Annotated in this window: 10 protein-coding genes; 2 read left to right on the forward strand and 8 right to left on the reverse strand. The window is 42.9% G+C overall.

Going from position 1 to position 12512, the window contains the following annotated elements:
* Window positions 1-48: 48 nt before the first annotated feature.
* From G632_RS0109140 to G632_RS0109160, 5 genes are all read right to left on the reverse strand, one after another.
* Window positions 49-918, reverse strand: coding sequence for an aldose 1-epimerase family protein (locus G632_RS0109140; RefSeq protein WP_022768738.1), 870 nt, complete (start codon window positions 916-918; stop codon window positions 49-51).
* A 6-nt stretch (window positions 919-924) separates the two neighbouring features.
* Window positions 925-1869, reverse strand: a complete 945-nt coding sequence (locus G632_RS0109145; RefSeq protein WP_022768740.1) for an ABC transporter permease — start codon at window positions 1867-1869, stop codon at window positions 925-927.
* Window positions 1870-1875: 6 nt separating this feature from the next.
* On the reverse strand, window positions 1876-3210 hold the full coding sequence (locus G632_RS0109150; protein ID WP_022768741.1) for an ABC transporter ATP-binding protein: 1335 nt from the start codon (window positions 3208-3210) through the stop codon (window positions 1876-1878).
* Window positions 3203-4105 (reverse strand): mechanosensitive ion channel family protein, encoded by a 903-nt coding sequence (locus G632_RS0109155; protein WP_022768743.1) that lies wholly within the window; start codon window positions 4103-4105, stop codon window positions 3203-3205. The genes G632_RS0109150 and G632_RS0109155 overlap by 8 nt, the downstream gene beginning before the upstream one ends.
* A gap of 118 nt (window positions 4106-4223) precedes the next feature.
* Window positions 4224-5417, reverse strand: coding sequence for an acetate/propionate family kinase (locus G632_RS0109160; protein WP_022768744.1), 1194 nt, complete (start codon window positions 5415-5417; stop codon window positions 4224-4226).
* A 123-nt stretch (window positions 5418-5540) separates the two neighbouring features.
* On the opposite strand from G632_RS0109160, the gene G632_RS0109165 reads away from it, so the two are divergent.
* Both G632_RS0109165 and G632_RS21150 read left to right on the forward strand, forming a co-directional pair.
* Window positions 5541-6794 carry a tRNA(Met) cytidine acetate ligase gene (locus tag G632_RS0109165; protein WP_022768745.1) on the forward strand — a complete coding sequence of 418 codons (1254 nt, stop codon included), beginning with the start codon at window positions 5541-5543 and terminating at the stop codon, window positions 6792-6794.
* Window positions 6795-6873: 79 nt separating this feature from the next.
* Window positions 6874-8988: a cyclic nucleotide-binding domain-containing protein gene (locus G632_RS21150; RefSeq protein WP_022768747.1), complete on the forward strand. Its 2115-nt coding sequence runs from the start codon at window positions 6874-6876 to the stop codon at window positions 8986-8988.
* A gap of 57 nt (window positions 8989-9045) precedes the next feature.
* Here the strand turns inward: G632_RS21150 and G632_RS0109175 are convergent, their stop codons facing one another.
* The 3 genes from G632_RS0109175 to G632_RS0109185 all read right to left on the reverse strand — a co-directional run bounded on the left by G632_RS0109175 (window position 9046) and on the right by G632_RS0109185 (window position 12501).
* A complete protein-coding gene (locus tag G632_RS0109175) occupies window positions 9046-9789 on the reverse strand; it encodes a hypothetical protein (RefSeq protein WP_022768748.1) in 744 nt (247 codons plus the stop codon).
* A 100-nt stretch (window positions 9790-9889) separates the two neighbouring features.
* Window positions 9890-10738, reverse strand: a complete 849-nt coding sequence (locus tag G632_RS0109180; protein ID WP_022768749.1) for a sugar phosphate isomerase/epimerase family protein — start codon at window positions 10736-10738, stop codon at window positions 9890-9892.
* The gene (locus G632_RS0109185) at window positions 10735-12501 is read right to left on the reverse strand and encodes an ABC transporter ATP-binding protein (protein WP_022768751.1); all 1767 of its coding nucleotides are present in this window, start codon (window positions 12499-12501) and stop codon (window positions 10735-10737) included. Before G632_RS0109185 ends, G632_RS0109180 begins: the two co-directional genes overlap by 4 nt.
* Window positions 12502-12512 lie beyond the last annotated feature (11 nt).

Raw genomic sequence — 12512 nt, forward strand, 5'->3', positions numbered from 1 at the left:
ATCATATAAAATCCACCGCTGCTGATCATTCAATTTCCGGGCATCATATCAGGCAATTGTGTAAGACACTTTAAATTTCTCTCCTGCCCCCAGCTTATTGACATACTCTCTTTCACTGAGGTCTCCTGTAAAGCCCGTCCTGTCGCATCTTCCGTACCAGGGCTCTATGCATACAAACGGGGCATTCTTATGATCAGGTGACCATACGCCAAACAGCGGAGCATCAAAGCTTACAGTAACTATAGTCTCTCCATCTGCAGCAATAATAGCAACTGTATCAGCCTGTCTGTTCTCGATCACCAGCGCATCCTCATCAAAGAGTTCAGGCTTAAGGGCAAGCACTCCGTCATCAAGTACAACCTCTGTAGTTTTGTCAGAAAGACATCCGCTTCCATCAAGCATTACTACATTAGAGGTAAGATTACCTGATACCTTTTCTCCCTTGTTCATAAATAACAGCTTATCCTTGGTAAGATCACAGTTAAATGCCGGGTGACCTCCGATCGAGAAGAACATATCTCCATCGGATGGGTTCTCAACCTCCCAGATTACTTCAACTTTATCATCAGTCAGTTTATATCCCAGCTTTAACACAAAATCAAAAGGATATTTTGCTTTTGTGTCTTCACTGTCCCTAAGCTCAAACACAAGCTCATCACTTGTCTGTGAGATCATCTTAAAGTCCATGTCTCTGGCAAAGCCGTGCTGTCCCATTTCATAGGTCTTGCCATCATGTCGATATTTCTTTTCCCAGACAGCACCTACCTGAGGGAATAGAACAGGTGATGTCCTGCCCCAAAATGCAGGATCTGCATGCCACATAAGCTCCCTGCCGTTTTTTAAAAGAGAGGTGATCTCAGCGCCGTGGTCTGAAACTGTCAGGTTGAAAATGTCATTTTTGATGTTGTACTTTTTCATAGTCTTCTACCTCTTATCCAAGTCGATCATTTCCAGTAAGAGCACTGTAACCATCACATAAACGAAGGTCCACATGATAAGCCATCCCCAACATTTAACAACAATCCTCGGATCAAAGTCATAGTCATGGTTCTGGTTGAGCTCTCCTGTCTTCATAAGTATGTCATCTCTCATATTATTCTCTTCTATCTCTCTAAACAAGGTCAAAAGAGGTTTTTCTCCCTCAACTTCAACATCTTTCATCTTGAGGGCATTGTTCCACACACTTACCATTGGCTTTGAGTTGTAATCGCCCTGGGCGCAGAGAGCCGTAAGCCCCCACTTTGTGGCAGTCAGGTTGGTAAGTGGCATTGCCTCCTCAGGAAGAGAAAAGAATGCACCTGAAAACAGGAGCTGTACTATGAGGAGAAATGGCATTATAGTCATGGCTGTTGTCGTAGTCTTTGAAAATGCAGAGATAAGCAGCGCCAGCATGTCTGCACAATAAGTTATGAGGAAAAGAGACAATCCAAAATCCACTAAAGGCCACGGAGTAATAAGGCTACCCTCAGGGAATTTAACCTTCATAAGAAGGCATACGCCGATTGTTATGATCGCCTGAAGGATGCATAAAAAAGCCTGGTAGATCATGTGAGCTGCCACATAGGACGTCATGTGAAGTCCCGATCTGTGCTCTCTTTTTACTATTGCTCTCTCACGGCAGATAACCTGTATTGAGTTAAAAAAGCCGTTCCAGATACAGATACACGACAGGGCAAAAGTACCCATCAGTGTTCCTTCCATGGTCTTAAACAGGTTCTTTCCCACAGTAAATGAAACCAGGCCTGCAATGACCGCAGCCATCGGGAGAACCTTCCAGTCATTCTGAAAGAGAAACATTCTAAAGAGCTTGCCCAGATATATAAAGGTCTGAAAAACTCTGCCTCTGTGCTTTGTCTTATATTCAGTCATGTTGCATCACCCCACTTTTTCCTTAATGCGGTCAGCATACTTTTCTACGAACTCATCCGCTCTGCCTTCTCCACCTTCGTCCTTCTGATTGATTGAAAGAAGGATTTCTTCCATGGAGGACTTTCCGAAGAATTCATAGGCCTCATCAACAGGGCCGTACCACGCAAGACGTCCTGTTCTTGTGGCATCCTTGGCAAGTACGATCACATCATCAAAAAGATCTATTACTCTGTCAGGGGTGTGGGTAATAACTACAACAATCTTTCCTTCATCTGCAATTTCCCTGAGCCTTTCAAAAAGACTCCTTGCTACTACGCCGTCAAGGCCCGAATCCGGCTCATCAAGAATAAACAGTGACGGATTTGAAATGAACTCCATGGCAATTGAGAGCCTCTTTCTCTGACCTCCCGATAGCTTCTCAACCAGATTGTTTCTTACTGCAGTAAGACCGAACTGATCGAGCATGTAGGCTATGCGATTTTCTCTCTCCATAACAGATGTGTCTTTTGAAAGTCTCATCAGTGCTGCATCTGTGAGAGTCATTTCCACAGTATCATTGCCTCTCATCAGATCCTGCTGAGGAACGAAACCGATGTCGTATTTCATCTTGCCGTAATCTGTGTAAACATCATTGTTATCAAGCTTAATGCTGGCCTTTGCCTTCTCATAACCCGTCACAGCATTCAAGAATGTGGTCTTTCCGGCTCCGGAACCGCCAAGAAGAAGCACCATGTGGCCTCTTGGAATGACCATGTGTATATCCTTAAGTAGAGTCTTTTTCTTAAAGAAATCAACTACAGTCCTGTCGGTAATGTTTACCGTAAGCCCTTCTGTTGCAGCGCTTAAGTTTTCGCCAAGCTCTTTTGCACCTGTCTTTTCAATATGTTCAACCTTTTTGCCCGGAACAAAGCGCTTTGAAATTCCCCAGATAATAAGGGTTATTGACTCAAAGAAGAAAAATGCAAGGATCCATTTTTTCTTTTTATCAAATACCTTTATCAGCCCCAGATAAACCTTGATTATATAGATCTCAATGGCGACACCGATTCCGACTATCGGTATCAGAAGAAACAGTACAAAAAGATTATCCTTCGGAAGAAAAGGAACCAGAATCGTAAGAAGATCGTAGAAAAATACAAGTATGGTATAGACTCTGCCGTCCTTCTCTCTGTCTGCACAAAGGCTTATATGATATTCCCTTGCAACCGGAATAAAAGCCCATACCTTTTTTACATCGCATTTATTAAAGAGAAACCAGCATCCAATGGTCATCAGAATCTGATGCCTTAAAATAACAGGCAGATTTGTATAATCCATTTGAGATGAAAGCATTTCAATCATCAGCGTTCTCCTTTTTCATGATCATATTTACATAGTTGTATGGAATCTCGATTCCATTATCACAAAGAGCCTTGAAAATTCGGGTGTTCACTTCATCCTTTACAACTTCTGTTCTAAGCTCATGTGGATAATAGATTGTTGCCCCAAGTATGATCGCGCTGTCCGTGATTTCAAGAAAATATACGGATTTTGAATTGGGGTCATCCTCTTTGTATCTGTCTTTGTTGAGCGTAAGCGGACAGTCGCAGATTGTCTGTCTTATTATCTCTTTGGCCTTATCAATATCCGAGTTATATCCGATTCCAAATCTTACATCAAAAGACCTTGGAACATGTTCTGCGTAACTGTAATTAACTATTATGCTCTGGTTAGCCTTACTGTTCGGGATTATAACGCGTGTTGTGTCAATGAGTCTGAGTACAACATGACGGAGCGTCAGCTTTTCAACAATTCCCGCTCTTCCGTCCTCGAGCATGATCCTTGATCCGATATCGAAGGGCTTATATATGCTTATCTCAAGGCCTGCGAACATGTCCTTTAAAACTTCATTGGCAGCAAGACCGACTATAACAGCAAGAACTGCCGTTGATCCAAGAAGGGACCTGGCCAGTTGTTTTCCGCCCAAAGGAAGAACTACAAGAACGGCTATAAGTAAAAGAGCTATAGCCTTCTGTAAAAACTGAAGTGTTATGCTGTTTCCTCTCTTCTTTTCAATCCTCTTGAATATGGCCTTGTTGAGTTTCAGGATGAAGTAGGTCAGAAGGATATACACCGCAGCCGTTAAAAGAAACGTTATTATTGCTATGATCACAATCGATACGATTTCTTTAGAAGTAAGATTATTAAGAATTTCTGTAAGACCTGATCCATTTAGATCTATGCTGATATCCTGCATGATTTCACCTCACTATTTTACGTTATATTATCATTTTATCATTGATAAAGCTCATTACAAAGAATTGCAATAAAAAACCGGGAGCTAATGTCCCGGTTTTTAAGTGATCGTGATTTAATTATTTGCAAAGCTCATATGTATCTCTAGCAATTGCAAGCTCTTCGTTGGTAGGAACTACCATAAGAAGAACCTTGGAGTCAGCAGCTGAGATTGTCTTCTCTTCGCCGCGAACCTTGTTAGCCTCTGCATCAACGGTTGCGCCGAGGAATGAGAGTCTCTCACAGATAAGTCCTCTTGTGAATCCGCTGTTCTCGCCAACACCTGCTGTGAAGCAGATCACATCAACGCCGCCCATAGCTGCTGTGTAGGAGCCGATGTACTTGGCAACTCTGTAAGTAAATGCATCAACTGCTCTCTTAGCACCTTCATCACCCTTAAGGTATGCATCCTCAAGATCTCTGAAGTCTGATGAAAGGTTATTTGAAAGTCCGTAAACACCTGACTTCTTGTTGAGAAGATTTGTTACGTCAGCAACTGTAGAGTTCTCTTTCTTCATGATAAACTCAACAACTGAAGGATCGATGTCACCGGTTCTTGTTCCCATGATAAGACCCTCAAGAGGTGTAAGACCCATTGAAGTGTCGATGCACTTGCCGTCCTTAACAGCTGAAATAGATGCGCCGTTTCCAAGGTGGCAAACAATGATTTTAAGATCCTTAATGTCTTTTCCAAGGATTTCTGCAGCGCGCTTACTTACGTATGAATGGCTTGTTCCGTGGAAGCCGTATCTTCTGATACCGTACTTCTCGTAGTATGAATATGGAAGGCCGTAAAGGTAAGCTTCCTGTGGCATTGTCTGATGGAATGCTGTGTCGAAAACTGCTACCATAGGAACTCCCGGCATAACCTTCTGGCATGCTCTGATTCCGATAAGGTTTGCAGGGTTGTGAAGAGGTGCAAGATCTGAAACCTCCTCAATTGCCTTAATAACTTCGTCATTGATAACAACTGACTTGGTAAACTTCTCACCGCCGTGTACGATACGATGTCCAACTGCTCCGATCTCCTCGAGCTTAACTACGCCGTCGTTCTCGTTTGTAAGGGCCTCGATAACCATCTCGATTGCCTTGTTGTGATCTGGCATGGGCTCTTCCTTTGTGATCTTATCCTTGCCTGCAGGTGTATAAACGATACGGCTTCCGTCGATTCCGATTCTCTCGCAGAGTCCCTTGCAGATAACTGCCTCTGACTCTGAGTCGATAAGCTGGAACTTCAGTGATGAACTTCCACAGTTGATAACCAGTATTTTCATAAAGTAACCTCTTTTCCCATTAATAAGTAAAGTCAAAAAACTTCCAAATAATAATATAATTATATTATAATTTAAGGACAAGGTAAAACTTGTACAAAAATTGGAAAAACAGGTAAATTCACTATGAAAACTATCGGAATAATAGCAGAATTTAATCCATTTCACGAAGGTCATAAACACCTTATCGAAAAGTGCAAGGAAAACCTTGGTGCTGACAGAGTCGTTATCGTCATGAGCGGAGACTTTGTTCAAAGAGGCGCTCCTGCCATCGTGGACAAATACGCAAGGGCCAAAATGGCTCTCAGGAGTGGCGCCGATCTGGTACTTGAACTCCCTGTCTATTACAGCACGGGAAGCGCTGAGTACTTTGCTCAGGGTGCAGTTTCAATCTTAAACAGCCTTGGCTGTATCGACTATCTGTGCTTTGGCAGCGAACATGCTGACCTGAAAAAGCTTGATAACATCGCAAACATTCTGCACTCCGAATCGACTCTTTACAAAGAGATTCTGGAAAAAGAGCTTAAGCAGGGTAAACCCTATCCGGCAGCCAGCGCAAGTGCGCTTATGGCAGCTTTAAAAAATCAGTCCGTTGATAACAATATCGATGTGTACCGTCAGATTTTCGAATCTCCCAACAGTATTCTTGCCATTGAATACTTAAAGGCACTTAAGAAACAAAAGAGCAAAATAACCCCCTACACCATCGAGCGTATAGGACAGCCCTATCACTGCGACGATCTTGGCGGAGTTCCAAGTGCATCCGGTGTAAGAGCCAGAATCTTTACAGCCTCTGAGCGCTACACAAAGGCCAATGCTCATGAAATTTTAAGTGGTTTCATGCCGGAAGGCGCAATCCATGAGATTGCCTCCTACAGCGGTAGTTTCTTATCTTCCAACTCACTCTCAAGGCTTATGCACTATAAGCTCACCCTGGAAAAAGATAAGGGCTATACGGATTACCTTGACGTAAGCGGCGACATTTCAAATCTCATTGTCAAGAATCTCGACGGTTTTGATGATTTCAGCGGCTTTTGCTCCAAGCTAAAGAGTAAAAACCTGGTATATACAAGGATAAGCAGATCTCTTCTTCATATCCTTCTAAACATAACCAAGGAAAACATGAATGAGTACAAGAAAGGCTCTTTTACCTGCTATGCACGGGTACTGGGCCTAAAAACCGACTCCTCGGACGTCCTTGCACTCATTCATGAAAAATCAAGCATTCCTGTCATCGACAGAATAAAATATGCAGATAAACTCCTTGATCCTCTGCAGAAGAGACTCTTTGACGAGACTCTAACTGCCAGCAGCATATACAACTCTATCTCCAAGTCCTATGAGGGCTCAGAATACAGTATAAAACCTGTACTTCTCTGATATTAATCATTTGAAGTAAAGTTTTATACGTGATAACATATATGTGTATGGTCACTTATGTCAGATTCCCGGAGGCGCCATGGGTCTTATTAAGCTCGAAAAAGGTCAGATCCTTCATAAAGCCGGTAAGGATATCGTATCTACCGTGGAAGTTCTTGTTAAGGGTACTCTAAAGATTTCTAACCCTTATTCTTCCATCACGGCCGGCGTAGGAACCTTTATCGGAATCGTAGAGCATCCGGGACAGCCCTATAACTACACCATCGAAGCGATTGAAGAGTCTTCCGTCTATTCATATCCATACGAATCCATCGAGGATATTCCCAAAATTGTAAGATCAAATCCGAAGATAGCTCCTGTTCTGGCAGCTCAGTCCACTGATACTGCTGCGCGTATTTGTGCTGTTTATGACCAGCAGTTTGATGAGGTTGCTAAGGAATACGATCAGCTTATGGCTGATTACACCGACTATCCCAATCTGTGCATAAAAGTTGGCGAAGTGGTAAAAGAGTTCCCGGAGTTTGAAGCCATCATTCCTCCGGAGAGAATAAATAGTATTCCCCAGTGGGCAATTGATTTCATAAACTCCTTAAAGGAAAACGAGGAGATCATGAAAAAGAACCTCTATCCCATAAATGTGGAAATTGCCATCGGAATGATCATGAGTACCTTTAATATCTATAACACCATTTCCGAAGAGGTACTTCTTTTAAACGAATACAGAAAAACTCTTAAGAAAAGAACTACTGCCTTCAACACCACCATGACTGCCATAAAGACAAAACTCGCAGAGCTTGAAAGAGCTGAAAACGGCGAGGGTGACGGCAGCGTTAAAATTGTTAACGCGCTGGCCACTATTCTCTCCTACGCAGGTGTAAGCGGAGAAGTCGCAGGATGGTTTGAAGATCTGATATCTCAGTTTAAGGCAAATGAAAACAGATATGACTCTTCTGACGAAGCAAGGCTTCTTAGAAAGAACATACAAAATACGTTCTATGACATTTATTTGCCTGCTTTTATGAGAAGTCTTACCGACGATGACATCCCAATTGAAGTAAAGATGTTCTTTATGTTTGGCTTTGTTGATGAGGAACTTGCAGGCGAAAAAAATACAACCATCCTCTACAATATGGCCAAATCCTATACTCGCGATCCTGAAGGAAATGTCTTTACTGTTTACGAGTGGCTTAAAATGATCTTCATGAGTGAAGCTGAGCCCTCCAAGAACGAATTTGACCAGGACTGGCCCACATACTTAAGAGATCAGAAAAACAGCGGAGCAATTACTGAAGAGAGAATGGAGGCCATGTTAAATAACCCTCAGAAGAAGCTGGATTTTGAACTTCGAAATCTCTTTGCACTGGGTAACAGAATGACCTTTGGCAGAGTCACTTCTTTTGTTCCTGTATTTGATGCGCAAAACGTTCTGCGTCCGCTTGATATGGCATATATTACTGCCACAAAGATAAACGAGTATTATGAAAAGATCCGCAGCATAGACTATAGCGTATTCTGCAGACAGGCTGTTTATTCAAATCCGGAGATAGGAATCACTCAGGTTTACTACGACGAGGACATTACTCCTATCATGATTCTGATGCCCAATGTCGGAAGCAGAGCTGCTCTTTGGCAGGATATAGATGGCAAGAACAGAAGAACCAGAGCTCGTATGCTGGTATCAATCTTCAACATAGAAAACACTGAAGATGCAATGCTAAAGCTCTTTGGCGAGTTCAGATGGGAATTGTGCAAAACAGTTCAGGGTGTGCATTGGAATGATGTCACAGACCCATCCCTTACATCAATGTACTGCGACTATCTGCAGTTCTTTAAAAAGAACTCTGCTCTCTCAGCAGATAATAAGGAAAAGCTAAAGACTGACCTGAAGAAATTTAATAACAACTTTAAACATGTCTTTATATCAGATTACCTCTCCTACATAAAATTTGAGTCAGCCGGATCTCCAAGACTGAACAAGGTAGCAAGAGAAATCCTCTTTACCTTCTGCCCTTTCTCCAAAGAGATCAGAGATAAACTCTCGGACAATCCGCAGTACACCGAGCTCATAAATCACCACAATGCCCGAATAGGGAATATAGCAAAACCAATTTCAAATCTGATCCACAAGCTTACCAAGGAAGGCATCCATGTACCTGTCCAGATAGCAGGTCAACTCGAGCATCTCAAAAAATAAAAAATCCCTGACCACCATAACAGTGATCAGGGATTTATATGTTTTATATAACTTTAATTAGTTAAGTGCCTCAATAGCATCAATAAGTGCGTCTGTTGAATCCTCGTTGAAGCATGTTGCTGCAAAAGCAAGCATGTAGTCACCCTTCTGAAGGTTAACCATCTCGTTGTGGAATTCAACACCGTTGAAATCACCGTTCATCTTAAGGACCTTGTGAGTCTCACCTGCAATTTCTCTCTCAACAATCTCTGTTGTGATGTTTGAGATACCCTGAGCCTCAAGAGCACTCTGTGCCTGAGAAATGCTTGCGTTAAGAACTGCCTCCTCATCAAGGATAGCGTTAGCAAGTGTAGCATTTGACTGAGCTGTTACATTTACGTTGCAAAGGCCTGTTGCATTCTGTGCATATGCAACGATTGTTGCCGTACCTTCCTCAATAGCCTTTGTAGCAAGCTTGTTGTCAGAAAGCATATCAGTTGTCATACCTGTGATCTGAGCAAGTGTCTCATCATCAACAAATGAATATCCATCAAGAAGGTTGAGCTTAACACCAAAGTACTCGTTTACATAAGCGTTGCCCTCAACTGTACCGATTGAAAACTCGCCATCAGCTTCTTTTGTGCTCTCCTCTGTTGTAGTCTCTGCTGCTTCTTCTACAGATGCTTCCTCAGTAGCAGCCTCTGTAGCTTCCTCTACAGTAGCCTCTGCTACAGGCTCCTCTACCTGAGCGCTCTTACCACATGCTGAAAGCGCCATTACCATTGTCATTGTCATTACCACTGCAATAAATTTTCTTTTCATAATTCTCTCCTCTAAAATACAATTATTGCTTAAAATACAACCTTGAATAACTTAACAGATGTGGTGATTTTCATCAATGAACAATTTTACCAAAGATATTTCATCTATTGTAATATTTTTCTATCACAGATTCAATGCATTTTCTTGATTCTACGGCTGTTTCCGGCTTAGTATCCTCAAGGGTTGCATGAATAAAGGGCTTGTTTTCAAGAGCAAACTTCACTATCTGAGTGTAATCCATATCTCCAAAGCCGCATCCTACGCTCTTTACCTTGTCCCCTTCAAGAAGACAATCCTTTAAATGGATCATGGCAACGTCTTTTCCGATAAGATCGATTGCTTCAGCTATAACTTCATCTCTCTGTTCATAATTGTCAGTCCAGATAAGATTTACAGGATCAAATATGATCTTAAGATTCGGAGAGCCGATACGATCAAGGACTTCTCTGGCTCTTTTGCCGTCATATACTATGTGCCTGTAAACAGGCTCAATTGCAAGGATCACTCCACATTTCTCGGCGCAGTCAATAACAGGGCGCAGGTTCGTAATAAAGGTCTCCAGCGCCTCTTTTGAGTGACAGGCCTCCTTGTCATAGACATAACCCTCATTTGGCGCACCGGTCTCTGTTCCAACCATTCCGCAGCCGGCAATGGATGCAAAGCGAAGGTGTGCGTAGTACTTCTCCTGAATCTCGGAGAGCTTCTCGGCATTTGGGTTTGCCAGGTTTAAGTAGCAGCCAAGAACAGCCATATCAAGATCAGCCTTTCTTAAGGCATTCTTCAGATACATGGCATATCCGGGTGTTAGAGCATTTGTATCTGCCGTAAATCCCGGGACCTTGGAAAGCGCTAAGTGGATGCAGGAAAAGCCCTGGTCCTTAACCTCCTTTAATCTCTCCTCAAAAGGAAGTTCTCTGGTGTCATGAAATCTAATTCCAAGCTGTATCATCTTGTCATCTCCATTCTATAGAATATACCTCTTTTTTCCATCAGTTCCTTTGCAGTACCACACTCTGCCACGGTTCCGGCATCTATAACCACTATCTTGTCTGCCTTCTCTATCGTGGCCAGTTTGTGGGCAACTATAAATGTCGTGCACTTATCCGACATATTTTCAAGAGCGTAGGTTACCTCTTTTTCAGAGAGCGCATCCAGGGCCGATGTAGCCTCGTCAAGGATGATCACCTTAGGGTGTCTGATAAGAGCTCTTGCGATTGATATCCTCTGCTTCTGACCGCCGGAGAGCTTATCGCCGTGTTCGCCCACCTTGGTATCAAGCCCAGCCGGGAGCTTGTCAATTACGCTCCTAAGACCTGACTCATCAATTACTCTGGAAAGCTCCTCCTCAGTCACATCACTGGTTCCGTATAAAATATTATCCCTGATGCTACCGGAGAACAGGATTGTGTTCTGGGGCACAACAGCCAGATTCTTTCGATAGCTCTGAAGGTTGACCTTGCTGATATCCTTATCGTCAACCAGGATACGTCCGCTTGACGGAAGTCCAAAGCCCACCAGGAGGTTCATTATGGTGGATTTGCCGGCTCCCGACTCACCCACAAAGGCCACCGTCTCACCCGGTTCAACATGCAGGTTTATGTTGTGAACAATCTCTTCAGTGCTGTCAGGATATGAATATCCCACATTCTCAAAGGTGAACTCACCCGTTATCTCTCCGATTTCTTCCTTGTCTGAGCTGTCCTCAACGTGCTCAAACTCCAGGATTTCCCCGATACTTGATACGGACTCAAGACCCTTTGATATAACAGGAAGCAGTGTCAAAAGAGATGATACCTGTCCCACAATTGATGTGAAGTAGCTCTGGTACAGCACCACATCTCCGACCTGTACTCTTCCTTTTACAGCAAGTATTGATGTAAACGCAAGGCACAGAACCTGGAAAATCTGGAAAAACGCCCAGCTCACAGCTCCGAAATTACCCTGAATGATATCAAGGTTGTATCCGGCCTGTGCAATGAGATCCACCTGTGTATCCATTCTTACGATTTCCTCATCCTCTAAGGCGTGAGCTCTTGTTACGGGCACCAGCTGAACCATCTCCATGACCTTGGCTGAGGTCTCTTCCATCTCTTTTCTGAACCTCTGGTTGTGCTTTTTGATAGGCTTTTTAAAAGTCACCACCAAAACTGCCGCAAGAGGCACCATGAACAGGAAGAAGAAAAATACCACGATACTCTTTGTTATGGTAACCGTAAGAGCTACGGACATATTGATCACGATATTGATGAGGGAGACAAATATCTGGTCTGACAAAGTCTCCACCGCTTCAACATCCCTTATAACCTTGGACTGAAGCCTGCCTGATAGCATATCCTTCTGATGAGGAATGGACATGACCTGTATCTTGTGGACCAGAGCGCTCCTAAGTCCTGCCTCCACCTTCCTAACTGACTTACTCCTGAAGTGTATGTGCAGATAGTTCATCGGGACATTCAGGATAAGGAGAAATACCATAAGCACAATGTTGAAAATGATCAGAGTTACTACATTAGGATCATGATCAGTTACCGCATTTATGATATTTGCAGTCACAATGGGAAGTATCCACACCGGGCTGTGCTTTATCACATAAAACACGGTAGATAGCAAAAAGTTATGGTACATTCCCTTATAGAACCCAATCAGAGTCATCAGGGGATTTCCCTTATGTCTTTCATAGCTGTCAAAATAGACGTCTGTATCTAATTTCATCGATATTCCTC

It is taken from the genome of Butyrivibrio sp. NC2007, from assembly GCF_000421405.1.
GTDB lineage: Bacteria > Bacillota > Clostridia > Lachnospirales > Lachnospiraceae > Butyrivibrio.

Coding starts and splice junctions, on each gene's coding strand:
- G632_RS0109140 (WP_022768738.1), bottom strand. CDS start 918: ATGAAAAAGTACAACATCAAAAATGACATTTTCAACCTGACAGTTTCA.
- G632_RS0109145 (WP_022768740.1), bottom strand. CDS start 1,869: ATGACTGAATATAAGACAAAGCACAGAGGCAGAGTTTTTCAGACCTTT.
- G632_RS0109150 (WP_022768741.1), bottom strand. CDS start 3,210: ATGATTGAAATGCTTTCATCTCAAATGGATTATACAAATCTGCCTGTT.
- G632_RS0109155 (WP_022768743.1), bottom strand. CDS start 4,105: ATGCAGGATATCAGCATAGATCTAAATGGATCAGGTCTTACAGAAATT.
- G632_RS0109160 (WP_022768744.1), bottom strand. CDS start 5,417: ATGAAAATACTGGTTATCAACTGTGGAAGTTCATCACTGAAGTTCCAG.
- G632_RS0109165 (WP_022768745.1), top strand. CDS start 5,541: ATGAAAACTATCGGAATAATAGCAGAATTTAATCCATTTCACGAAGGT.
- G632_RS21150 (WP_022768747.1), top strand. CDS start 6,874: ATGGGTCTTATTAAGCTCGAAAAAGGTCAGATCCTTCATAAAGCCGGT.
- G632_RS0109175 (WP_022768748.1), bottom strand. CDS start 9,789: ATGAAAAGAAAATTTATTGCAGTGGTAATGACAATGACAATGGTAATG.
- G632_RS0109180 (WP_022768749.1), bottom strand. CDS start 10,738: ATGATACAGCTTGGAATTAGATTTCATGACACCAGAGAACTTCCTTTT.
- G632_RS0109185 (WP_022768751.1), bottom strand. CDS start 12,501: ATGAAATTAGATACAGACGTCTATTTTGACAGCTATGAAAGACATAAG.